The following is a 23,002-nucleotide window of genomic DNA, read 5'->3' as shown; positions in this document are numbered from 1 at the left end:
GGGTCAGTGGAAGGGGAGGGCGGTCGGTGGGGTCGGCTTGGTGTCGGTCCATCCCGACGAGCGTTCGGCGAGGTAGTTGACGATGAACCCGGGCCTCATCTCCGCGTACGGGCCGCCGGGCATGGTCACCTCGTCCTGAACCGACAGCAGTGCCCCGGTGCGTTGATCGAAGATGATCACAGTGCGAGAGCGGTAGGTCCCTCGCTCGGCCTTCGGCTCGCCGAACTCACCGGTGACCGTCGTGGTGCGGTCGTCGGAGGCCAGGGCGACGCCCCAGCGGCCCAGCGGGTCGGTGTCCTGGCCGATCGAGTGGATGCCCGGCTGGTCGGCCAGCGCGCGCATCAGGCCCGCCCGGACCTGCGAGGACACCGGGGCGGACAGGAGCGCGGACACCCTCATGAGCTTGAGGCGGGACGTCACCCCCTTATCGGCGAACTTGGGGCCCGTCAGCTTCTTCATCTCCTCGTCGCCCATGAACATCTCGGCGAGCTTGGTCTTGTCGGTCGGCAGGTTCGGCAGGTCCTTGGCCGACACCCCGCCCACGAACTCTCCGCCGCCGCGGGGGTTCGTCCCCCGGTTCGGGCCGTCCAGCTGCCACTTCTGCGCCTTGGCGGTGTAGGTGTGGTAGTGGTCGCTGGACCAGACGCGAAAGCGCGACGGCGACCCGGCCTTGCGCCACAGCGCCGTGTCCCGCGCGGTCGACGGGTGGGCCGGGAGGTCGCGGCCGTAGTAACCCTCGCCCATGCCGCGCTTGGCGCCCCACCAGGCGAACGACTCCGTGGTCGCCCCGGTGATCGCGTACGTCCCGGTCTTCGGCCGCATGATGTAGGACTGGCCGTCGATCCGGTCCTCGTGCCAGTACTCGCCGGTCGGTTGCTGTTCCGCCTTCTCCGCCGCCGCGAGGACGAGCGCCCTGTCGTCCAGGTGTACCGGGCCGGACGGCGGCGGGGCGGGCGTGTTCCCGCCGACGACCGTGAGTGCCACGGCCGCCGCCGCACCCGCGGCGACCACGCCGCCCAGCCCCCACAGCAGCCGGGGCCGTGAGCGGCGGGGCGGGTCGTTCAGCAGTGCCTTCGCCCGGGCGATCTCCCGGGCGGTGGGCGGCGCGGGCTCGGGGTAGGAGTCCCGGACCATCCGCACCTCATCCATGTTGTTCCTCCAAAGTGAGCATCGGATTGGTCCCGCCGAGCGCCTTGCGCAGTGTGGTTCGGGCACGGTTCAGCCGGGAGCCGACCGTGCCATAGGAGATCCCCAGTGCCGCCGCGACCTCGTCGTGGCTGAGGTCGGCCAGGGCCACGAGCAGCAGCACGTCGCGCTGCCCGCGTGGCAGCGCCGCGATCGCCCCGGCGAGCTCGCCGCGCAGGCCCTCGGCGCTGACCCGCGCGTCGACCCGTTCGGTGTGCTCCTCGGCGCCCCGGCCCGGACCGAGGCGGGCGCGCGCCCGCAGCGCGCGCGTCTCGGTCCGCTGGTGCCTGCCGAGGACCTTGGTCGCGATGCCGTACAGCCAGGTGCGCACGCCCGCGCGTTCCGGGTCGTAGCGGTGGCGTTGCCGGAACGCCTCCAGGAACGCCTGCGCCGCGACGTCGGCGGCGGCGTCCGGGCCGAGCCGCTTGGCCGCATACCGGTGGATCTCGGCGAAGTACGCGTCGAAGACCTCGTCGAATGACTCGGCCGGATGGGGCGGAGGATCCCCTGTCATGTGGTGCCTTTCCATAGCGCGGATGGCGGTCACAGGGGTATCAACCGCAACCGGCTTCCGCTTTCCACGCCCGGCGTCTCCTTCAGCGGGAGAACCCCGACGACGCCGACCTCGCGTTGTGGCTGGGCGACGCGCACATCCAGCACGGCTGGCAGGTCCGCGGCAGCGCGTTGGCGAAAGACACGGAGCGGCGTAGGTTCGAGGAGTTCTGGCTGATCCTCGGCCGGGCGTACGAGCCGCTGGCACGGGCGGCCGAGCTGCGGCCCGGCGACCCGAACCCGTGGGAGCGCCTGCAGTGGTACGGCCTGGGCGCGCAGCGTCCACGCCAGGAGCTGGACGACTTCTGGGCCGAGCTCCAGCGGCGCGACCCGGTCTTGTTCGCGGGTCACGCCTCGCGTTTGCAGGTGCTGTGCGCGAAGTGGCAGGGCTCCAAGGAGGAGCTCACCGCGTTCACGCGTGCCGCCGCGGCCGATGCGCCGGCCGGCAGTCCGCTACCGGCGCTGCTGGTGACCATGCACATCGAACTCGCGACGGACCAGGAGGCCGACCCGAACCTCTACTTCATGCAGAACTCCGTACGCGAGGAGCTGGCGACCGCGGCCGACGCGTGGTGTGAGAAGCCGGACGGCGGCGTACGGACCGCCGAGGCGCACCACCTGTTCGGTCATGCGTTCTGGCTCGGCGGCGACATCTTGCGCGCGCGGCGTCACCTGTCGCGGGTGAGCCCCTGGTCCATTCCGAAGAACCTCCCGTGGTTCCGGTACGCCGAGAACCCCGCTGCCCTGTACTTGTACGCACGTTCGGAGGTCGGCGTGGTCGACGGCACCGTCTTCGACTTCGACCCGGGCCCGGCCTGGTAGGCGGCGGGTCAGCGTGGGCGGCGGCCGGCCGCGTCGCGTTCTCGGCGGATCGTCGGTTTGCGGCCTTTGATCGTGGTGCGTCGCAGGGCCTTGATCACCTGATCGGCCGCGGCCTCCGGGACCTCGACGAGCGAGAACCGGTCGGCGATCTCGATCGCGCCGATGTCGCGGCCGGCCAGGCGTGACTCGCCGGTGATCGCGCCGACCAGGTCCTGCGGCCGGATCGCCGCGCTGCGGCCCAGGCCGACGAACAGGCGCGTCATGCCCTGGGCGGGCGTGCCGCCGCGCCGGTCGCGGCGTCCTCCGGCGCCTCGGCGGTCGCGTCCCTCCCGGTCCGGCTTCGGGGCGATCTGCGGGATCTCCTCTTCGTCGGCCGCCGCCCCGCTGGACTCGTACGCCAGCTTCACCGCGGCGAGCGCCACCTCCATGACGTCGAACTCCTCGGTGAGCGGCTCCACCACCGCCAGGAAGTGCGTCAGGTCGTCCTCCATGAGGCTCTCCTGCAACGCGGCCCGGGTCAGCTCCAGGCGCCGCGCGCGCAGGTCGGCGACCGTGGGGACCTTCTCGACGGTGATGCGCTGCTTCGTCACCCGCTCGATCGTCTTGAGCATCCGGTGCTCGCGCGGCTCCGCCAGGGTGATGGCCACGCCCTCGCGGCCGGCGCGGCCCACCCGGCCGATGCGGTGCACGTACGACTCGGGCGCGGACGGAACGTTGTAGTTGACGACATGGGTCAGCTGCTCGACGTCGAGCCCGCGCGCGGCCACGTCGGTGGCGATGAGGAGTTCCGCCGTGCCGCCGCGCAGCCGTCCCATGACGCGGTCGCGCTGGTCCTGGCTCATGCCGCCGTGCAACGCCTCGGCGCGGTAGCCGCGTCCGTTGAGGGTCTCCGTCAGCTGGTCGACCTCCTCGCGGGTGCGGCAGAAGACGATCGCGGCCGTGGGCGACTCCACGTCCAGCAGGCGTCCGAGCGCCGCGGGCTTGTGCGCCCGTGCCACCACGTAGGCGTTCTGCCGTACCAGCGGGGCCTCGCCGGGGGGCGCCTCCTCGCGGCCGATCTGGATCTTCACCGGGTCACGGAGGTAGCGGCCGGTGAGCCCCTTGATCCGAGGCGGCAGCGTCGCGGAGAACAGCACCGTACGGCGATCGTCGGGGGTCGCCCGCAGGATCTCCTCGATGTCCTCGGCGAAACCCATGTCGAGCATCTCGTCCGCCTCGTCCAGCACGACCGCCTCCACCTGCTGCGGGCGGAGCGTGCCACGGCCGATGTGGTCGAGCGCGCGCCCAGGGGTGGCGACCACGACGTCGACGCCGCGTTCGAGCGCCTTGATCTGCCAGCCGATCGGCTGCCCGCCGTAGATGGGCAGGACGCGCACGCCCAGCCCGCGGCCGTACCGGTGAAACGCCTGGGAGACCTGGACGGCCAGCTCCCGCGTGGGCACCAGGACCAGGGCCGCCGGGTCGGTGCGCCCGCCGTCGCCGGACAGCTGCTGAAGCACCGGCAGCGCGAACGCCGCCGTCTTTCCCGTGCCCGTGGCGGCCTGCCCGATGAGATCCCTTCCCTCCAGCAACGGCGGGATCGCCTCCCGCTGGATGGGCGTGGGCTCCTCGTAGCCCAGGCCGGACAGCGCGTTCAGCAGCTCCGGACACAACCCCAGGTCCGCGAAGCTCGTCGCGCCATCGGACACGTTTTCACTCACCGTCGACTCGTCCCTCCCGCAAGGCTTCCTTCTAGGCCTACACCCTCTGGCCCGGGCGCTCCGCCGCGCCCCGGCCTTGGCCGTCCGCGCATCATCTCGTGTCAGAGGGAGGGACGACGACACGAGGACCGTACGGGCAGGGTGGCCGGTCGCGTCGGACGGAGGAGCCTCGCGCAGGTCAGCCGATCAGAGGCGGTGACACCTCGTCGTCCGGGGAGAACATGTCATCCTCCTCCACAAGGGACGTCGTGCGTTGCCGTTCCTTGTCCTTGTCGGATCCGGCCGCGCCCATCGGCATCGGCATCCCCGCCATGCCCCGGGCCGCGGCGGCGTTGCGCAGGGCCGCCGCCTCCTGTGCCGCCCGGTCCGCAGCGTTGAGCGCGCCGTTGGCACGGGAGTCGAGCCCTCCGTCGCGGCCGCTCGCGACGTACGGCAGGCCGCCGCCGGGAAAGCCGGTGCCGGTGCCGCCGTTCGGCAGAGGGCCGTTGCCGGTCCCCGCCAGGTCAGTGCCGGTCCCGTTTCCGCTCCCGATCCCGTTGCCGCCCAGGGGGTTGTCACCGTTCACGCCCGACAGGTCGGTGCCGGACGGGCCGGCTGAACCGTTCATGTCCGGGTAACGGACGCCGTTGGCGAGCGCGCTGGGATCGATGCCCGGGCCGGTCAGGCCCGTGGTGTCGTAAGAGGACGGATCGACGGGGCTGGCCGAAGGGCTGGGCAGCGTGAATTTCACCTTCTTCGGCAGTTCGGGCAGGACGTAGCTCGTCGTCGACCGCGCCAGCCCGTCATGTTCGTGCTGACCCGTGGCGTTCATCCAGTCGCGAGCCTTGTTGAGCGCGGCGTTGTAGTGCTTTTCGTAGTCGGTCTTGCGTGCTCCGAACGGAGCTTCTCCCCACGGCCCGGCCATGCCCCAGTTGTTGGCGAGAAAACCGTCCTTGAAGTGCTGCCAATCGTTTCGTGGCGTCTGCTTTATCGTGTCGGCCTGCTTGACGAGCTTGTCGAGATCCCCGGCGTGAGCCTCGACCGCGATCCCCACCTGTCCGGTCGCGTCGGCCAGTGCGCAGCTGCTGAAGTAGAGGTTCTTCAGGCTCTGCTGCATCGCGTCGCCGGCTTTTCCCTTCCACGCGTCGGCGAGTGCGGATCCTTGGGTGTAGAGCACATCCCACGAGTCCATGAGCTTCGACTGCGCGCCCAGCCAGGCTTTGCTCGCCGCGCGTACGGTGCCCGGATCGACACTTTTCGCGAGGGCCCTGAAGTCCTCGAGTTCTCCGCTCCATTTCCCCTTGGGGTGTGCGGCGTTATTGACCTGGAAGGAGACATCGGCCGGTGTCACGCCGGATCCGGTGTTCGCCGCCTGGTCCGCGGATCCGGTTCCGGTGCTGACCTGTATCAGGTTGGCGTCCTCGGCCTCGTTGTAGTTGGTGATGGAGTCGCTGAGGGTCTTGATCACCGCGTCGTAGGACTGCAGGAAACTCGCGTAGAACCCGGAGCCGCTCTTCGGGGCGATGTTCGCCTGAGCGTTCTGCAGATAAACCGCGAGTACCCTGCCCGCGGGGTACCCGGTCCTGTCGTCGAAGCCTCCGCCGACCGCGTTGGCGTCGCTTACGTCGCCCCTGTTCTGCAGGTCGTGGACGTTCCCGTCGCCCTTGTCATAGCGCGCTCGGTCGACTTTCAGGGCATTGATGACGGTTCGTATGGGGCTGGGGTGAAACTCGATCTCCCCGTCTTTGGAGTTTCCCCACGGCCACTTGGTGGGCCGGCCGGGAGGCGCGGAGGGATAGGCGGAGGTGTTGGGCTTTTTCGTGTCCGTGCCGAATTCGCTCGGCGGGTGATCTTCCGCGTCGGGTGCGGTGCTTCCGTCCGGACGTAGAAGATCTTTGTACGAATACTGTTTCGGTGCCACGTCCCCTGAGGCCTCCCCTGCCGCCCGCCGGATTCAACGCAGGTCGAGGGTAAGAGAGTTCGTCGAACTCAGGTCTCCAATGCGCGCATGGCGGCTCGCCACTTTGCGCACGGTTTTATTGGCCTGACGGACGTGTTCCACCCCGTCCGTGCCGACGAGGAGGGCCAGGCTGCTCACGTCCTTTCCATCCCGCGCTGGAGGGAGGATGACGCGTGGACTCCCTCGTACGGGTGAGGCGTGAAGACCCATCGCGTCGGTGATCCACTCGAACGCGAGGTTCTCCAGCATGGGGGCATCCCGCACTCCAAGGAGAGACCGTGCTCAAGGCGTTCGCGCGCCTGGCGACCCGCCGACCACTCACCGTCTGCCTCGCCTGGCTCGTCCTCATCGTCATCGGCTTCGGCGTCGGTTCCGGCGTGCTCGCGAACATGCAGGGCCACGCCACCTCCGTCCCGGGCAGCGAATCGCAGCGCGCCTCGGACCTGCTCGACCGGCTCCAGCCGTCGTCCGACACCATCACCGCCGTCGTGTCCGGAACCCCGGTCGCGGGGCTGAAACACCAGATCACCCAGGTGACGAACGCCGTCCGGCACGTGCCGGAGGTGACCGACGTCACCGATCCGTACACGACACCCGGCCTGGTCGCGCCGGACGGACAGGCCGTACTGATCGAGGTCACCTTCGGCCCGGACGCGCATGACCACAACTACGACCGTGCGTACGACCTGCTGCACGGCATCAAGGCGCCGTCCGTACGGGTCAGCGGTGGCTCGCTGCTCAACCACGAACTGAACCAGCGGGCCAAGAACGACGTGGGTACCGCCGAGCTGTTGTCGCTGCCCATCGTTCTCATCCTGATGGTGCTGGTCTTCCGCGGTTTCCGCGCCGCGCTGCTGCCGCTCGCGATGACGATCGGCGGTATCGCCGGAGCCCTCCTGATCCTGTACGGCTTCAGCCGCCTCACCGAGGTCTCGGCCGCCGCGATGCAGGTCACCACCATGCTCGGCCTCGGGCTGGCGGTCGACTACGCGCTTTTGATCCTCACCAGGTTCCGGGAGGAACGCGGCGAGGGCGCCGAGGTGACCGAGGCGGTGCGCCGCACGGTGACCACCGCGGGCCGTACCGTGCTCTTCTCCGGTCTCACGGTCGCCGCGTGCCTGGCCGGGCTGCTCGTCTTCCCCGCTCCGGCGCTGCGCAGCATCGGCATGGCCGCGGCGGCCGTCATCGTCGTGGACATGCTGGCCGCGGTGACGTTGCTGCCGGCACTGCTCACCCGCTTCGGCGGCACGATCCCGCCGAGGGTCGTCGCCGCGGACGGCGGCTTCTTCGCCCGGATCGCCAGAGGCTGCACGCGCCGTCCCATCGCCGGGCTGCTCATCGTCGGCGCGGGCCTGGCGGTGCTCGCCCTGCCGGTCACCGGGATGAGGCTGGCGGACGCCGACGCCCGCTCGCTGCCGCACGGCTCCGAGTCGCGGCAGATGTACGACGCGCTCACCAGGCACTTTCCCGCCGCGTCCTCCAGCAGCCCGGTCACCGTCATCCTGCGCCCCGGCGCCGATCCGGCGCTGGCCGGGCGGATGCGGGCGCTGCCGGGCATCGTCGGCGCGAAGAGCAGTACGTACGCCGACGGCACCTCGGTCCTCGCCCTGACCCCCTCCGGGCCGTCGGACGGGCCGGTGGCGAACCGGCTCGTCCGGCGGATCCGCGCGATGCGAGGCGCGCAGCCCGTGCTCGTGGCCGGGGACGCCTCGCACATGACCGACTACCGGGCCATGCTCGCCGACCGGCTCCCGTGGGCGCTGGCGGCCGTACTCGCGGCGATGCTCCTGCTGCTGTTCGCCTTCACCGGCTCGGTGCTGATCCCGATCAAGACGATCGCCACCACACTGCTCAGCCTGAGCGCGGCCCTGGGCATCGTCGTCTGGATCTTCCAGGACGGTCATCTGGCCGGCCTGTTCGGAACCCAGGGCGTCGGGGCGCTGAACGCCCCGATGCCGCCGGTGATCGTCGCCATCGCCTTCGGCCTCGCCATGGACTATGAGATCTTCATCCTGGGCCGGATGCGCGAGATCTGGCTGTCCACCGGCGACGCTCGCCGGGCGGTCGTGGACGGCCTCAGCCGGACCGGGAGGGTCGTGACCTGCGCGGCGCTGCTCCTGGTCATCGTCTTCGCCTGCTTCATGACCGGCGGCTTCGCGCCGGTGCTCCAGGTGGGACTGGGACTCACCCTGGCCGTCGTGATCGACGCCACCGTCGTCCGGATGCTCCTGGTCCCCGCCACAATGGCCCTGCTCGGGTCCCGCGCCTGGTGGGCGCCGGCCCCGATGCGCCGGCTGCACGCACGCTTCGGCGTCCGGGAAGAGGCCGAGCAGGTGCCCGCCGCCGGCCCACGTGCCGGCGCCCGGGTGTGAGCGGGGACACCCGCGGGCACGCGCAGACCGGTCAGGAGAGCCGGGCGGCCAGGTGGTGCAGGGCTCGGGCGGTCGGCGTGTCCGGCTCGGCGGTCATGAAGACGACCTGCTGGTCGTCCTCGGGGACGGCGAGGACGTCGCAGTCGATGTGCAGCCGGCCGAAATCCGGATGGGCCATCGTCTTCGTCCGGTGACCCGGGGCGCGTACCGGGTTGGTGGCCCAGATCTGGTTGAACTCCGCGCTTCCCGCCCTGAGCTCGGCCAGCAGGGCCGCCAGGCCCGGGTCGTGCGGATACCGGTCGGCGGCCGCCCGCAGCCGTGCGACCGCGTAGTCGCCGAACTCCTCGTGGCCCGAGGTCATCACCTCGTCGCGGAGCAGGAAGCGCCGGCGGGCCAGGTTGGGCTGCCCTCGAAGATCACCGAGCAGCGCCTCGGCCAGCGGATTCCAGGCGATGACGTCGTAGGTGGCCGCGGTGACGACGACCGCGGTCTCCGGCATCCGGTGCAGCAGGCCCGCGACGTACGGGCGGACGTGCCGTGGCGGTCCGGCCGGTGGCTCCGGGGGCACACCGGCCAGCCGGAACAGATGCGTCCGCTCGGGCGGCGAGAGCCGGAGCGCGTCCGCCATGGAGCTCAAGATCCGCGGGGACGGGCGAGGGCCTCGTGCCTGCTCCAGCCGGACGTAGTAGTCGACCGACATGCGGGCCAGGTCGGCGACCTCCTCGCGGCGCAAGCCGGGCGTACGGCGCCGGGGTCCCGCGTGCAGGCCGACGTCTTCGGGGCGCAGCCCCTCCCGCCGGTCGCGCAGGAAGTGGGCCAGCTCGGCTCGTGCCATCGGGTTCGTCCTCCTTCTCCCTGGTATCGATTGTGCCTGGATCGGCGGCCTCGCCGGCACGCACCCTCGATGGCATGGACAACTCGATCGCACTGGTCACCGGTGCCAACAAGGGCATCGGCAAGGAGATCGCGCGCCGGCTCGCCGACGCGGGACACACCGTCTACGTCGGCTCGCGCGACGCCGCGCGCGGAGAACGCGCCGCCGAGGAGATCGGCGGCGACGCGAGGCCGCTCGTCCTCGACGTGACCGACGCTGCGAGCGTCGCCGAGGCCGTACGACAGGTCGCCGCGCTGGACATCCTCGTCAACAACGCCGGCATCTCCGGCGAGAACAGAACGCCGGAGCGCGAGGACACCGACGCCTTCCGCCGTATCTACGAGACGAACGTCTTCGGGGTCGTCACGACGACCAACGCGTTCCTGCCCTCGCTGCGGAGGTCGGAGCACCCCCGGATCGTGAACATCTCCAGCGGCACCGGATCGCTGACCTGGTCGACCGGACCGGAGTTCCCGCACCAGGGCACGTATGCCGCCTACCGGTCGTCCAAAGCGGCGCTGAACGCGCTGACCGTGTTCTACGCCCACGCCCTGGCCGATGACGGAATCAAGGTCAACGCGCTCGCGCCCGGCCTCCGCCGCACCGATCTCAACGCCACCGCCGCCGCCAGCGACGGCGACCCGGCGGAGGCCGCGGCGGGCGCCGTACGGCTGGCGCTGCTGCCGGAGGACGGCCCCTCGGGAGAGTTCTTCTCCTGGGACGGTACGTCTGTTCCGTGGTAGGAGACCTGGTCACCGCAACGAGGGAGGACCCGGCGCCGGCGCGGGCGGGCGCCGGGACCGCGCCCCGGCCGGAACCCGGTGATCTTCGGGGGCGTCCTATGTCCACACGGGAGGGGTGACCGCTCTCAGGCGGGGAGCGCGCCGCCGTGGGAGAGGAACACGGTGCCCAGCTACCTACAGACGCTGCCACTGCACACGATCACCGAGGTCTACGGCGAGGCCGGCCTGCGCGACCGGTTCTCCCGTGAGGTCGAACGATTCGAAGAGCGCGACTGGCGCCGGCTCAACAAGGCGCTGGCCCTGGCGAGCGACCTGCACCGCCAGGACCGCAGGGCCCGGGAACCCGTCGTCAACCATCTGCTCCGGGTGACGCTGCGCGTGATGTGTCACTACGAGGTCGACGACGTCGACGTCCTCGTCGCGGCCCTCCTGCACGACTCCGTCGAGGACCATCCCGTCGAGCTGGCGGGCGACGATCACGACGACCCGGCGGAGGCGGCCCTGTCCACGCTGTCCGGGGAGTTCGGTCCGCGCGTCGCCGGACTCGTCCGCGCCGTGACGAACCCGGTGTACGACCGCACCCGCGACGTCCACGCCCAGTACCGCGCCCACGTCATCGCTAGCCTGGACCGTCATCCGACGGCCCGGATCATCAAGGTGTCCGACTTCACCGACAACGGCGTCGGGCTCATCCACACCACCGGGCCGAAGGTCCGCAAGCTGGCCATGAAGTACCGCCCGCTCGTGCCGGGGCTCAAGGAGCTGATCAACCGCCGCGACACTCCGCTGCCGGATCGGATCAAGCACCGCATCACGGACCAGCTCGACCGCGCCGACCAGCGGTTCACCGCGATCCTCCGTCTCGGCGTCCTCCCCGGCGGCGGTCCGGCCGAGGCCGGATAGCGATCCGGGCGCCGCTCGCCCATCGTGGCGGACGGCGCCCGCGCGCGTCACCGGAGTGTCACCGCTGAGGGCCGCGCCGCCCGTCGCCCGGAGCCATGGGGCCGGCCGGTCGGCCACCGCCGTCGCCGCCGCCGGGATTCCAGGGGCGCGGCCGAGCGCACTGTCCGCCGCACGCGCGATCGGGGTCTCGGCGACCTGCGGTTCCGCGGCCGTCGCCGGGCATGCCGTACGGCGCGGAGGTATGACGCGGCCTCGGCCTGGTCGTCGGCCGGTCGGGGCGTGCGGTCGCCCTGGCCGAGCGGGTCGGTTCGGCGGGTGAGGCCGGCTCGGACGACGGGGTCCGGTGGGGCGACGGGGTCCGCCTCGGCTTCGGCGTCCGCCTGGGCTTGGGGGTCCGCCGGGCCGTCGGAGTGGGGCTCGCCGAGTCCGAGGCCGAGTCGTCGGAGGAGGGCCTGCTGCTGGGAGTGGCCGAGCCGGAGTCGTCGGGGGAGGGGCTGCTGCTGGGAGTGGCCGAGCCGGAGTCGTCGGGGGAGGGGCTGTTGCTGGGAGTGGCCGAGCCGGAGTCGTCGGGGGAGGGGCTGTTGCTGGGAGTGGCCGAGCCGGAGTCGTCGGGGGAGGGGCTGTTGCTGGGAGTGGCCGAGCCGGAGTCGTCGGGGGAGGGGCTACAGGTCGGGGACGCCGAGGCCGAGTCGCTGGTGGAGGGGCTGCTGCTCGGGGACGCGGAGGCCGAGTCGTCCGCGGAGGCGCTGCTGCCGGCGGACTTCGTGGCCTTGGGTGCGGCGGCGCCGCCGGTCGGCGTCGTGTCCGGGTCCGAGCCGGCCTCCCGCGGTGGCGGGGGCGTCGAATCGCTCGACGGCGCCGGCTGGACCGGGCGGCCGGAGCCGGGGCTCTGATGGACGATCGCGCTGGTTCGGTTCGCGTCGTTCGAGCCGGGCCAGGCGAGCGCCACGCCGGTCGCCGCGGCGACGCAGGCCACCAGGCCCACGGCCGCGAGGGCCCGGCGGCCGGCGACCGGCTTTCTCCGCTTCGCGTGCGTGCCGCGGGCGGGCGGCGGCTGTTCGTCCGCGCTCGCGTACTCGTCCGGCCCCGAGCCCACGGACTCCAGGCCGACCAGCGTCGCCTCGACGAACCCGTCCTCAGGGAACCCGGAATACGGGGGCTCGGCGGGCGGGGAGCCGTCGGGTGTGGACTGATCCGGCCGCGTGTCCGCGGAGGTCGCGTCGATCGGGTGCGGCGGCGTGGTGGGCTCGTCCGGGGAGATCTTGGAGAACTGGTGGGTGGCGTCATCGGCCTGCGCGGAGAACGCGTCCGGCGCGAGCGGTGTCCCGTCGGCGCCGAACACCGCCGCCCCGCCGCGCGCGCGTACGGCCGCCGCGCACGAGGACAGCACCTGCTCCCGTTGTCCCGCCGGCGGCTCGTACCCCAGCGTCACCAGCCGGTGCAGGGCCTCCCCGCTCAGCGCGGTGAGAGGCGCCGAGTCCCGCGTCTCCCGGCCGCCCACCGATGCGGCGGCCTGCTGCAGGCGCCACCGCGCCTCCCGTACGAGGGGCTCGGCGGTGTCCGGCGCCACGCCGAGGACCTGGGCGGTCTCCGCCGGGCTGAGAGCGTTCGACAGCGCCAGGACCTCGCGGTACTCGGGGCTCAGGAGGGCCAGCGCGCGTCGCAGCGGGTCGGTCGACGTCGTCGCCACGACGCCGCGCCGGAAGGCGCCGCGCCGCACGCACCCGGCCCTTGCGAGTGAGTGCAGCCACACCGCCAGCTCCGCGTCGTCGCCGGGGACGGAGTCCGGGCGGCGTGCGACCGTGACGAAGGCGTCGCGCAGCGCGTCGCCCGCCTCATCGCCGACCATGACATAGCAGTAGGCGTAGACCGCTGCGGCGTGCTCGTCATAGAGCGCGCCGAACGCCTGGGGAGCACCCGCCCGTAGTGCCTCGGTCAGGGCCATCGGCACCTCCGTCCCAACTAGATCGCCTCTATCCGGACACCGCACGCATAACGGCAGGAACCGGATACTACCGGGCAAGCTACTCAAGCAATAGGCCTGAGCAGGCAAGACGTCGTCCGGCAGAGGCCGCAGAGGCCGATCCGCGATGCGTCAGCCGACGCCGTACGCCCTGATGACCGTCTGGTCCACGACGCCGGCGACGGTCCCGCGGAGCGACACGTAGCCGGACGCCGGGTTGCGGACCTGCGCGGTCCAGCCGTTCCCGCTCCTGTGGAGGGGCGTGCTGGTCCAGCTCTCGCCGTCGTCGTAGGAGACCTGCAGCGCCGGGGTTCCGCCCGTCCCGTCGGGTGTGACGGTGATGGTCTGGTTCCGGCCCGCGCGGGCGCGGCCGTCGGCGTCGAGCGCGGTGGCGTATCGCAGCACGGGCAGCGCCACCCGCGCGGCGTCGTCCACGGTGAGGTTCCAGACGACGTGCTGTCGCGTGGCGAGGTCGGACCAGGGCGCGTCGCGGTTCGCGTCCACGGTGAGCGTGTACTTCCCGGGCGCAGGGTGCGTCCAGTCGTTCGCGCTGCCCGGCTGGTCGCTCGTGGCGACGACCTGGCCGGTCGCGTCGCGCAGGGTCGAGGTGCCGGTCATGTGCGCGTACGGCGCGATCGAGCTCTGGGCGTCCTGGGAGGACAGCATCCGTACGACCAGGGCCGGCTCCTGACCGGTCTGCCAGTGCAGCGAGCCGGCCGCGGGACCGGCGGGCGCCGCGCTCCACCGCCGTGCGTACGATCCGGCGCCCGGGTACCGCTCGGTGCGGCTCCGTACGTCGGTGTCGTCGAAGGCGAACCCGCAGTCGGTGCCGGTGACGTACTCCGAGCGCAGCCAGTTCAGCCCGGGGGAGAGGTATTCGGTGCGGGTGGCCGGCAGCGGTCCCTGGCCGGTCCATCCCTCGACGCTCAGCCCGGTGCCCCAGTCCACGCCCGCCGACGTCCCGACGCAGGCCGGGCCGCCCTCGCCGGCGTACCCCGTCCGTACCGCGGCGAGGTCCCGGGTGCGGACCCTGAGGCCGGGATCCGCCGGGATGCCGTCGCGTGCGGCGCCGATGGCGTAGAGGTACGGGCTGGTGGCCGCGCCGTCCTTGGTGAGCTGCGCCTGGAGCCGGAAGGTGAGCTCGGAGTCGTCGCCGGTCGGCGTGACGAAGTTGTCCGGGCCGTCCAGCAAGGCGACGGTCTCCACCCTGGAGCCGAGCCTCTGGGTGAGGACGGCGGCGATGCCGACGGTCCGGGCGGCCGCCCGGTCGACCGCCGCCCGGATCGGCCGTGCCGTGCGGGCGTCGAGCGTCAGCGCGGTGTCCCCGGTGACGGAGACCTTCGACCGGTAGATGAGAGTGGTGGACGTCTCGCCGTTCGCACCGGTGGACATCACGTACGCCGACACCGCGTACGCGCCGGCGGGCACCGCGGCCTCGGCGTGGCCGTCCCGTACCTCCGCGCTCAGCCAGTCACCGCCGTCGAGCGGTATGAACAGCACCGAATCGGTCTCGTCGGTGGTCGGCGGCCTCCCGCTTCGGTCGAGGACGTCGATGGTCACCTCGGGGGCCGTGGCGGAGAACGATCGCGTACTGAGCGGTCTCGCCTGGCGCATGGGCGTGCCGACGATGCGCGACCTGGCGAGACCGTACGGAAGGCCGGTCCGCCGGGGTGCGGGTGGCGCGGGTGCGGCGTGGACCGGCTGGGCGGTGCCGGCGGCCAGCACGGCCAGGGCTCCGAGGACGACGGCGGCTCGTCTGCCTACCATGGCATCTCCTCTCATCGGGGTCGCGCCCGGATGGCGGGCCCACGCCGTAGGTGTCCGCACCGAGGCGGAAATTTCGCGCGAAATGCCCCGGCGGGTGCGGACACGTAGGGGGTACGACGCACCACGCGTCCAGCGAGAGGAGAGGGCTTGCGACCCCCCGATGAGAGACGCCGAACCTTCGAACAGGTCTACGAGGCCTGCCACGACCCCGTCCTCGGGTACGTTCTGCGGCGCGCCGACAACGCTCACGACGCCGCGGACATCCTGGCCGAGACGTTCCTGACCGCCTGGCGGCGGCTGGAGGACATGCCGCGTGGCGACGCGGCACGGCCCTGGCTGTACGGGATCGCGCGGCGCGTCCTGGCCAACCACTACCGCGGCGTACGCCGGCGGCTGGTGCTCACCGAGCGCCTGCGCGCCGAGCTCGCCGCCTCATACCGGCCCGTCGAACACGACGACGACCTGACCGCGGTCGCGGCCGCCTTCCGCGCGCTGTCCGAAGACGACCGGGAACTGCTCTCGCTGGTCGGCTGGGAGTCCCTGGACCCGGGGCAGATCGCGACCGCGCTCGGCTGCTCACGCAACGCCGTACGCATACGGCTGCACCGCGCGCGCAGGCGCTTCGCCCGTGAGCTGGAGGCGCGGGCGGTGGGAGGACCGACCGTCCGGGCGCGTGTCGCGAAAGGAGAACACGCATGAACCACGACGACCTGATCTCGAGCCTCGCGACCACCACTGACGACGAGGTCGCCGGCATGGTGAGCACGCGGACCAGGAGCGAGCTGGCCGAGCACATCATGAGCACCCCCGTCGAACCGGCCCCGGCACGGCGGCGCCGGCGGGGCCTCGTCATCGGTGTGCCGCTGGCCGTGGCCGCCGTCGGCACGGCGGCCGTGGTCGTCGCCGCGACGACCGGGCCTCCCGCCTCCCCGGGACGCCCTCCGCTGAGGGCGGAGCCGGCCGTGCTGACCTTCTCGACCCAGGGCAAGTACCTGGTCGTCAAGGTCAAGGACCCGCTCGCCGACCCCGCGCGGTACAGGAGGGAGTTCGCGGCTCACGGGATGAACATCCGGCTCACCCTGGTCCCCGCCTCGCCGTCGGTGGCCGGCACCGTGGTCGAGGCGGACGGCGGCGACGGGATCCAGATGATCAGCGGAAAGGGCAAGTGCTTCTCCGGGGGCGGCTCCTGCCCGGTCGGCGTGAGGATCCCGATCGGTTTCCACGGCAGCGCGAGCATCACCTTCGGCCGTGCCGCGCGACCGGGCGAGCAGTACACCAGCACCAACAGCGCGTTCGCGCCCGGAGAGGCACTGCACTGCGTCGACATCCGGGGCCGCACCGTCGATGACGCGCTCGCGACGCTCCGGCGGCACAAGGTGACGGCGCCGATCTTCCACTACGAAGAAGGAGGCAATGGCGGCCAGGCCCACAACGTGGGCCGCGACAAGATCCCCGGCACCTGGTACGTGACGACCGCCGACCCGTGGGCGCCCGGCCAGGTCATGCTCTGGGTGCAGCGGACGCGGCCGGAATCGCACGGCGACGCCGCCGCCTACTACCGGCGCCTGATGTCGGGCTGCCCTCGCTGAACGGCACGAGCGTCCTGAGCGTCAGCCGGCCAGGCGTTCCAGGAGCTCCGTGGTGTAGAGGGCGCTCGTGGTGACGATGCCGGCGACCATGTCGAAGTAGATCGAGGTGAGTTCCGGCACCGTCTGAACGGCCCGCAGCAGGGCGAGGCGCCGGTCGTGCGGTGGGGCAAGGCGGGCCACCGCCAGCGTGGACTCATACCCCGGCATCAGCGTGGCGTCGCGGTCCTCCGCGTACCGCCGCAGTGCCTGGTCCAGCAGGGCGGGGTCGCCGCCGAGCCGTTCACCGACCCGCCCTGCCAGCGCCTCGGCCTGGAAGAACGCGTCGCTGATACCGCGGGCGGTGATGGAGTCCTTGTGGTGCCCGGCGTCGCCGACCAGGGCCCAGCCGGGGCCGGCCGCCTGCCGGAAGAAGTTCTGCTGGTCGCCGGTGCCGCGCAGCCGCTCGACCTGTTCCTTCCCGCGCAGCCGTTCGGCGAGGGCGGGCGCGGTGGCCCGTATCCGGTCGCGGTGGGCGCGGTCCGCGTCGACGCGGACCTCCTCGAAGCGCGACTGCGGGAAGTAGGTCAGGACCAGCGTGGCGTCGTCGTGCGTGGGGACGGCGGCCACCCAGCTCCCGGTCGACTCGTACAGCTCCAGGGCCGCCGGAACGCCCGCCCAGTACGAGTAGTAGGCGCAGGTCAGCTTCGGGTCCCGGACCGTGTACGGGGCCCGCGCGAGCCGCGCGACGGTGGATCGCATGCCGTCGGCGCCGATCACCAGATGGGCCCGTTCGGAGAAATGCCGGCCACCGTGGTGGCCCTCCACCCCGATGACGCGTCCGGTGTCGTCGTACAGCAGGCGGGTGACGCGGCAGTTCTCCCGGAGTTCGGCGCCCGCCGCGGTCGCGGCCTTCACCAGGATGGTGTCCAGGACGTGACGGCGCGGAGAGTATCCGGCACGCTGCCCGTCCACCCCACGGGCGCAGCCTTCGAGGCGGACGTCGGCGACCTCGTACACCGCGCGGTTCAGCGGCGGGCAGCCGGAGGCACGCAGGGTCTCCAGCAGGCCCCAGCGGGCGAGCGCCGCGACTCCCGGCTGATGGATCAGGTGGGTGGACAGAGTGTCGGACGGGAACGCGGCCCGGTCGATCAGCAGGACCCGGTGTCCCGCGCGGGCGAGCAGCATCGCCGTGGGGGAGCCCGCGCAACGGGCCCCGACCACGATGGCGTCGAACATGGGTGCCTCGCAACAGACGTAGGGGTGATGCCGGGTCAGCGCCCGAGTTCCATGAGCAGGGACCGCCGGTCGAGCTTGCCGTTGGCGTTGAGCGGCAGCTCGCCCAGCACGCTGATCCGGCGCGGCAGCATGTACGGCGGCAGCCGGTCGCAGAGCGCGGCGTACAGCCGCTCGGGGACACATCCGCCGCCGGTGACGGCGGCGGCCAGCTCGGGCTCGCCGCCGGCGGTCGGCACGGTGAGGACGGTCGCGTCGCGGACGCCGGGCAGCCGCCGCAGCGCCGTCTCGATCTCGCCCAGCTCGATCCGGTGGCCGCGGATCTTGACCTGGTGGTCGATCCGTCCGAGGTGGACCATGACGCCGTCCTGCCAGGTCACCCGGTCGCCGGTCCGGTACCAGGCCTCCTGGGGCGTCCCCGGGGGCAGGAAATGCCCCGCGTCGTGCACCGGATCGAGATAGCCGGCGAAGCGCTGCGGGCCGCGTACGCACAGTTCGCCGGTGTCGGCCGGGGTGCCGTTCTCGTCGAGCACCAGGCCTTCCAGCGTCGGGTGGCAGGTGCCGATCGGGACCGTGCCGTTCGGCGTGCGCGGCCAGTCGGCGGGGTCGGGCGGCAGGCGGTAGGCGGTGCAGGCGATGGTGAGTTCGGTCGGCCCGTAGAGGACCTCCAGCCTGCTGTCCGGCGCGGCGACCTGCCACTGGCGCGCGGCCTCGAGGGTGACCGCCTCGCCGCCGAACAGGCTCCACTTCAGCGTCGGCATGCTGCCCGGCCTCAGCGTGCCGAGGCGCGCGGCGAAGGAGACCAGCGACGGCACCGAGAACCAGTGGGTGAGCCGCAGGGCGTTGACCGCCTGCACCGGAGAGAGGAGCCGGCCGCGCTGCGGCACCACCAGCGTTCCGCCCCGCGCCCAGGTGACGAACAGGTCGTGCACCGAGCCGTCGAAGGTGAGATCGAAGTTCCCCGAGACCCGGCTGCCCGGGCCGATCTCGTACCGGGACGCCACCTGGCCCAGGTACGAGCCGAGGTTGCGGTGCGTGATCGGCACCGCCTTGGGGACACCGGTCGACCCGGACGTGAAGATGATGTACGCGATGTCGTCCGGGCCGGCGTCGCGGAACTCCGGCGCCGCCGGGCCGTCGCCGGCCTCCTCCGCGTCCGCCACGAGTTCGGGTGCGCCGAGCCCGGCGCCCGCGTTGGCGGCGTCGGTCAGCACCAGGTCGATCCCGGCGGCTTCGACGATGCCGCGCGTACGGGAGACCGGGTGCTCCGGATTCAGCGGTACGACCGTCGCACCGGCGCGCAACACGGCGAGATAACCGGCGTACGCGGTCGCCGAGCGGCTCGCCAGCAGCCCGACCCGCCGTGGCGGTGCGCCGCCCGCCCCGCTCAGCCGGGCGGCGAGCCGCTCCGCCCGATCGCGCAGCTCCGCGTACGTGAACCGCTCCCCGCCGACCTCCAGGGCGGCGTGGTCGTGGCCGAGCGCGTCGGCCGAGCGGGCGAACCAGCCGTAGGCGTTCTGGGGATCGCTCATCGGGCCACCGCCTCCAGCTCCCGCGTCCACCGGCGGAGCTCTGCCACGGTGCGCAGGCCCCCGATGACCTCGGGGTCCAGGTCGCGACCGGTCCTCTTCCGCAGCTCGATCATCAGCTGCAGCTTCGCCAGCGAGTCGATGCCGATGTCGGCGAGGGTGGACTCGGCGTGGAAGTGGGTGCGCGCGTGCTGACGCAGGATCCAGGCCGCGAGGTCACCGCCGTCCTCCTCCGCGCTTTCTTCGCCAGGCCGGTAGCGCCTGGTCTGCCACGGGTAGGTGGGCAGCGGCACGTACCGGCCGTCCGGGCCGAACATCGCCGCCCAGTCGACCGTCCCGCCGGCGCGGTAACGGTCGGCGACCTCGGCGAGGGCCGGGTCCCCGGGGCGCTCGCCCGTCCCGTCGAGCGCGGCCACCAGCTCTTCGTGGCAGGTGCCGGCGACGGCCAGGCGGTGTTCCAGGTGCTGGCGGCGCAGGGCGGCGCTGCGGCAGATGTCCCGCACGGCGTACACCGCACCGGGACCGCCGGGGGAAAGGTAGGCGGCGTAGGTGCGCGCCAGAGCGCGGAGGGCCTCGCGGGTGCGGGCCGACAGGGGCAGGAGGTAGGCCGCGCCGCTCCCGTCGTCATCGGCCGAGGGCGCGACGGGGTCCGCCTGCCGGAGGACCACGTGGGCGTTGAGGGCCGAGGAGCCCTGCCCGGACACACCCGCGACGGCCGGCCGGCCGAGGTCGGGGAGGTCCGTGAGCGCCGACGGTATGGCCACCGGCAGGTCCTCCCACGCCACGCCGGGACGCGGAGTCTCGGCGTGGAGGCTGGCCGGGACCCTGCCGTGCTCCAGGCACAACACCGCCTTCATCAGGCCGGCCAGACCCCCGGCGGCCTCCGCGTGGCCGATGTTCGACTTGACCGAGCCGACCAGCAGCGGCCGGTCCGACGGCCGCCCTTCCCCCAGGACCAGCCCCAGGGCGTTCAGCTCCAGCGGATCCAGGAGCGGCGACCCGGCCCCGTGCGCCTCCACGTAGTCGACCTCGGCGGGCGCCACCCCGGCGTCCTCGTACGCCCAGCGCAGCACCTCCACCTGGCCCGCCAGCGACGGGTTCAGCACGGAGTCGCTCGTACGGCCGTCGTTGCCGATCGCGCTGCCGACGATGACGGCGCGGATCCGGTCGCCGTCGGCGAGAGCGGCGGCCAGCGGCTTGAGCACGATGACGACCACGGCGTCGCTCGGCGCGTGCCCATCCGCACGCGCGTCCCCGAACTTGCTGCGGCCGTCGCCGGCCAACGTGCCGGCCTGCGCCATCATGACGCTCTCGTCCGGCCTGAGCGGGATGTTCACGCCCGCGGCGAGCGCGAGGGGACTCTCACCGGCGCGCAGGCTCAGCACCGCCTCGTGCACGGCCACCAGCGACGACGAACAGGCCGTGTCCACCAGGACGCTGGGCCCCCGCAGGTCGAAGAAATAGGACAGACGCGCCGGGAGCAGCGAACGGACGTTGTTGAACTGCGAGGCCGTCGCCGCCTCCAGGCCCTGCCGGAAGACGTTCTCCAGATGATCCGAGCGCGAGTTACCGACGAAGACCCCGGTCCGGCTGCCGGCCAGCAGGTCCGCACGCTGGCCCGCGTCCTCCAACGCCTCCCAGGCCACCATCAGCAGCAGTCGCTGCTGCGGGTCCAGCTCGACCGCCTCGGCGGCGGACATGCCGAAGAACCCGGCGTCGAAGTCGGCCATGCCCTCCACGTAGCCGCCGCGCCGGGCGGTCAGCTTTCCGGGCGCCCGCCGCGCGGAGTACACGGCGTCCACGTCGTACCGCTCGGGTGGGGTCGTACCGGTCGCGTCGGCGCCGTCACTGAGCAGCTCCCACAACTCCTCGGGCCCTGACGCTCCGGGAAGTCTGCAGGCCATCCCGACCACGGCCACCGACCGCGGGTCCACGGCACATCCGTCCATCGGCTCGCTCCTTCGCTGCCATCCGCAGCAAGGTACCGCGGATGGCAGTTAAGGTACTATCCGTACCTACAAGCCGCAAGAGAATAAGCTCGCCTGGCGGCTGCAAGGTACTAGGGGGTCTCTGTCATCCGAAGTCGATCGACGGGAGGCGCCGCCGCCGAACAGTCGCCGTGAGCTCGGTTCGGCCATCATGGGTTCGTGGATCTCGATGCCCTGTACCTGCGGGGAGAGGACGCGTATTTCGCGGGTCTGCCGGACAAGGCCGAGTCGTTTCTACGCCAGGCCGCCGAAGCGGGCCACGTCGAGGCCGCCTGCCGCCTCGGGCGGTTGCATGACGCCGCGGGCCGTAAGGACCAGGCGATCCGGTGGTACCGGGTGGCGGCCGAACGCGGGAACATCGCCGCGATGATCAACCTCGCGATCGTCATCGAGGACGGCGATCGCGAGGCGGCACTGCCTGGAGGAGACCGGTCGGCCGTACGAAGCGTTGTCGCTTTTCCGTCATGCCGCGAGAAGAGGGGACACCGAGGCCGCACGGGAGGCCGTCCGGCTCGGCGGAAGGCCGCGGAGGCCACGGCCGTCCGACTCTGACGGGCCGACGCCCGGCGAATGACGGATGGCCCGGCCGCGCGTGTGCGTGGCGGCCGCGCTCCCTCCGTCGTGATCCCGCGAGTCCCTACGGGACCGTTACCCGTGATCGTGGCCGGGGCTCTCGGATCGCAGCCGGTTGCTGATCCTGTGATGGAGGGCGGCGACGCCGCGGGTGGCCATCCGGGAGGGGACGGCGCCGGCCATGCGCATCGGTCGTTCGCCCTGGAACACCGTCATCGGTCCGGCGACGGCCAGGCTCCGGGTGGCGATCAGCGAGGCCAGCGCGGCTCGCCTGCGGCGGTCGCGTTCGTAGGTTCGCGGTGCCGTCGCCGGGTCGGCGGACAGGCGGCGCAGGAGCACCCAGACGTCCTCCAGCACCTGGTTCGCGCCCAGTGCGAACGTGGGAGGCATCGCATGGGCCGCGTCGCCCAGCAGCACGCACCGGCCCCGGCTCCAGCGCCGTACCCTGAGCCGGTGATGGGGGAACGCCTCCAGCTCCACGCCGGACAGCGCCTCCAGGAGCTCGGGGACCGGCGAGGCCCAGTCTCCGTACCGCTCCCTCAGCATCTCCAACGGCTTGTCGCAGGCCGTGGCCGGCGGCCAGGGGACGTCGCAGAACCACTGCGCGAGTCCGTCGCCGGCCGGGCTGAGCCCGACGTCACCCGCCCGGCCCACCATCATGAGCCCGCGTGATCCCAGATCGACCGGCGCGGGGATCAGCCCCTGCCAGCTGGCCATCCCGGTCACCGGCGGCTCGGCGTCGCCGCCGAGCGCGACGCGCACGCGGGAACGCACCCCGTCCGCGCCGATGAGCAGGTCCGCGGTGCGCACGGCGCCATCCTCGGTCCAGACCCGTACCTCCGGGCCGGACTCTCGAAGGCGGCTGAAGCGCGTTCCGAACCGGACCGTGCCCTCGGGCAGGCCCTCGGCCAGCCGGGCCAGCAGGGAGCCGCGGGGGATGACCACCGCCGGAGTGCCGAGCCCGGCCCGGAGCCGGTCGATGTCGACCGCGGAGACCAGGCGTCCCGACGCGGTACGGGCCTCGATGGCGGTGAGCCGCCGGCCCGCGCCGTGGAGGTCGACGTTCAGGTCGGCCAGGACGGCGGGTCCGCCGCCCCACAGGGTGATGGCGCCGCCGCCCGTCCGTAGCTCGGACGCGCGTTCGAGCACCGTAACCTCGTGCCCGGCGGCGAGCAGACCACGGGCGGCGGCGAGCCCGCCGATCCCCGCTCCGACGATGACCACCCGCATCGAGCCACCTCCACGACAACGTGTAGTACTACATTGTGTAGAGGATTAGCGGCGCCGCCGC

Annotated in this window: 19 protein-coding genes; 7 read left to right on the top strand and 12 right to left on the bottom strand. The window is 72.3% G+C overall.

Annotation, left to right across the window (positions count from 1 at the left end; genetic code table 11):
* Positions 1-3: 3 nt before the first annotated feature.
* Together OG417_RS47665 and OG417_RS47660 are read right to left on the bottom strand one after the other, a co-directional pair.
* Entirely contained in the window at positions 4-1,149 is a 1,146-nt protein-coding gene (locus tag OG417_RS47665; RefSeq protein WP_329244374.1) for a hypothetical protein, read from the bottom strand.
* The gene (locus OG417_RS47660; protein WP_329244371.1) at positions 1,142-1,699 is read right to left on the bottom strand and encodes an RNA polymerase sigma factor; all 558 of its coding nucleotides are present in this window, start codon (positions 1,697-1,699) and stop codon (positions 1,142-1,144) included. The genes OG417_RS47665 and OG417_RS47660 overlap by 8 nt, the downstream gene beginning before the upstream one ends.
* 116 nt (positions 1,700-1,815) lie before the next feature.
* Here OG417_RS47660 and OG417_RS47655 point away from each other — a divergent pair, with 116 nt between their 5' ends.
* Positions 1,816-2,559 (top strand): hypothetical protein, encoded by a 744-nt coding sequence (locus OG417_RS47655; protein ID WP_329244368.1) that lies wholly within the window; start codon positions 1,816-1,818, stop codon positions 2,557-2,559.
* Positions 2,560-2,567: 8 nt separating this feature from the next.
* Here the strand turns inward: OG417_RS47655 and OG417_RS47650 are convergent, their stop codons facing one another.
* The 3 genes from OG417_RS47650 to OG417_RS47640 all read right to left on the bottom strand — a co-directional run bounded on the left by OG417_RS47650 (position 2,568) and on the right by OG417_RS47640 (position 6,447).
* Complete coding sequence (locus OG417_RS47650; protein ID WP_329244366.1) at positions 2,568-4,259, bottom strand: DEAD/DEAH box helicase; 1,692 nt, start codon at positions 4,257-4,259, stop codon at positions 2,568-2,570.
* Between the two features lie 178 nt (positions 4,260-4,437).
* Positions 4,438-6,159, bottom strand: coding sequence for a WXG100 family type VII secretion target (locus OG417_RS47645; RefSeq protein ID WP_329244364.1), 1,722 nt, complete (start codon positions 6,157-6,159; stop codon positions 4,438-4,440).
* Positions 6,160-6,192: 33 nt separating this feature from the next.
* Positions 6,193-6,447, bottom strand: a complete 255-nt coding sequence (locus tag OG417_RS47640; protein WP_329244361.1) for a hypothetical protein — start codon at positions 6,445-6,447, stop codon at positions 6,193-6,195.
* Between the two features lie 29 nt (positions 6,448-6,476).
* Between OG417_RS47640 and OG417_RS47635 the strand changes: the two genes are divergently transcribed.
* Positions 6,477-8,570: an MMPL family transporter gene (locus OG417_RS47635; protein WP_329244358.1), complete on the top strand. Its 2,094-nt coding sequence runs from the start codon at positions 6,477-6,479 to the stop codon at positions 8,568-8,570.
* 31 nt (positions 8,571-8,601) lie between these two features.
* Here OG417_RS47635 and OG417_RS47630 read toward each other — a convergent pair whose 3' ends face one another.
* Complete coding sequence (locus OG417_RS47630) at positions 8,602-9,405, bottom strand: helix-turn-helix transcriptional regulator (RefSeq protein ID WP_329244355.1); 804 nt, start codon at positions 9,403-9,405, stop codon at positions 8,602-8,604.
* A 74-nt stretch (positions 9,406-9,479) separates the two neighbouring features.
* On the opposite strand from OG417_RS47630, the gene OG417_RS47625 reads away from it, so the two are divergent.
* The gene (locus OG417_RS47625; protein ID WP_329244352.1) at positions 9,480-10,187 is read left to right on the top strand and encodes an SDR family oxidoreductase; all 708 of its coding nucleotides are present in this window, start codon (positions 9,480-9,482) and stop codon (positions 10,185-10,187) included.
* A 162-nt stretch (positions 10,188-10,349) separates the two neighbouring features.
* Positions 10,350-11,090: an HD domain-containing protein gene (locus OG417_RS47620; RefSeq protein ID WP_329244349.1), complete on the top strand. Its 741-nt coding sequence runs from the start codon at positions 10,350-10,352 to the stop codon at positions 11,088-11,090.
* 58 nt (positions 11,091-11,148) lie between these two features.
* Here OG417_RS47620 and OG417_RS47615 read toward each other — a convergent pair whose 3' ends face one another.
* On the bottom strand, positions 11,149-13,035 hold the full coding sequence (locus tag OG417_RS47615) for an RNA polymerase sigma factor (RefSeq protein ID WP_329244346.1): 1,887 nt from the start codon (positions 13,033-13,035) through the stop codon (positions 11,149-11,151).
* Positions 13,036-13,185: 150 nt separating this feature from the next.
* Positions 13,186-14,820, bottom strand: a complete 1,635-nt coding sequence (locus OG417_RS47610) for a hypothetical protein (RefSeq protein WP_329244343.1) — start codon at positions 14,818-14,820, stop codon at positions 13,186-13,188.
* Positions 14,821-14,967: 147 nt separating this feature from the next.
* On the opposite strand from OG417_RS47610, the gene OG417_RS47605 reads away from it, so the two are divergent.
* Complete coding sequence (locus OG417_RS47605; protein ID WP_329244340.1) at positions 14,968-15,519, top strand: RNA polymerase sigma factor; 552 nt, start codon at positions 14,968-14,970, stop codon at positions 15,517-15,519.
* Positions 15,516-16,409: a hypothetical protein gene (locus OG417_RS47600; RefSeq protein ID WP_329244338.1), complete on the top strand. Its 894-nt coding sequence runs from the start codon at positions 15,516-15,518 to the stop codon at positions 16,407-16,409. The genes OG417_RS47605 and OG417_RS47600 overlap by 4 nt, the downstream gene beginning before the upstream one ends.
* A gap of 21 nt (positions 16,410-16,430) precedes the next feature.
* Here OG417_RS47600 and OG417_RS47595 read toward each other — a convergent pair whose 3' ends face one another.
* From OG417_RS47595 to OG417_RS47585, 3 genes are read right to left on the bottom strand one after another with little or no spacing between them, the layout of a single operon-like run.
* Positions 16,431-17,624, bottom strand: coding sequence for an NAD(P)/FAD-dependent oxidoreductase (locus OG417_RS47595; RefSeq protein ID WP_329244335.1), 1,194 nt, complete (start codon positions 17,622-17,624; stop codon positions 16,431-16,433).
* Between the two features lie 35 nt (positions 17,625-17,659).
* Entirely contained in the window at positions 17,660-19,153 is a 1,494-nt protein-coding gene (locus tag OG417_RS47590) for an amino acid adenylation domain-containing protein (protein WP_329244332.1), read from the bottom strand.
* Positions 19,150-21,099, bottom strand: coding sequence for a beta-ketoacyl synthase N-terminal-like domain-containing protein (locus OG417_RS47585; RefSeq protein ID WP_329244329.1), 1,950 nt, complete (start codon positions 21,097-21,099; stop codon positions 19,150-19,152). Before OG417_RS47585 ends, OG417_RS47590 begins: the two co-directional genes overlap by 4 nt.
* A gap of 198 nt (positions 21,100-21,297) precedes the next feature.
* On the opposite strand from OG417_RS47585, the gene OG417_RS47580 reads away from it, so the two are divergent.
* Positions 21,298-21,690: a hypothetical protein gene (locus OG417_RS47580; RefSeq protein WP_329244326.1), complete on the top strand. Its 393-nt coding sequence runs from the start codon at positions 21,298-21,300 to the stop codon at positions 21,688-21,690.
* 96 nt (positions 21,691-21,786) lie between these two features.
* Here the strand turns inward: OG417_RS47580 and OG417_RS47575 are convergent, their stop codons facing one another.
* Positions 21,787-22,941 (bottom strand): FAD-dependent oxidoreductase, encoded by a 1,155-nt coding sequence (locus OG417_RS47575; RefSeq protein WP_329244323.1) that lies wholly within the window; start codon positions 22,939-22,941, stop codon positions 21,787-21,789.
* Between the last annotated feature and the right edge of the window lie 61 nt (positions 22,942-23,002).

The organism is Actinoallomurus sp. NBC_01490 (assembly GCF_036227085.1).
Classification (GTDB): domain Bacteria; phylum Actinomycetota; class Actinomycetes; order Streptosporangiales; family Streptosporangiaceae; genus Actinoallomurus; species Actinoallomurus oryzae.
The sequence above is the reverse complement of the archived record's forward strand: the minus strand, read 5'-3'. Positions and strand labels throughout refer to the sequence as shown.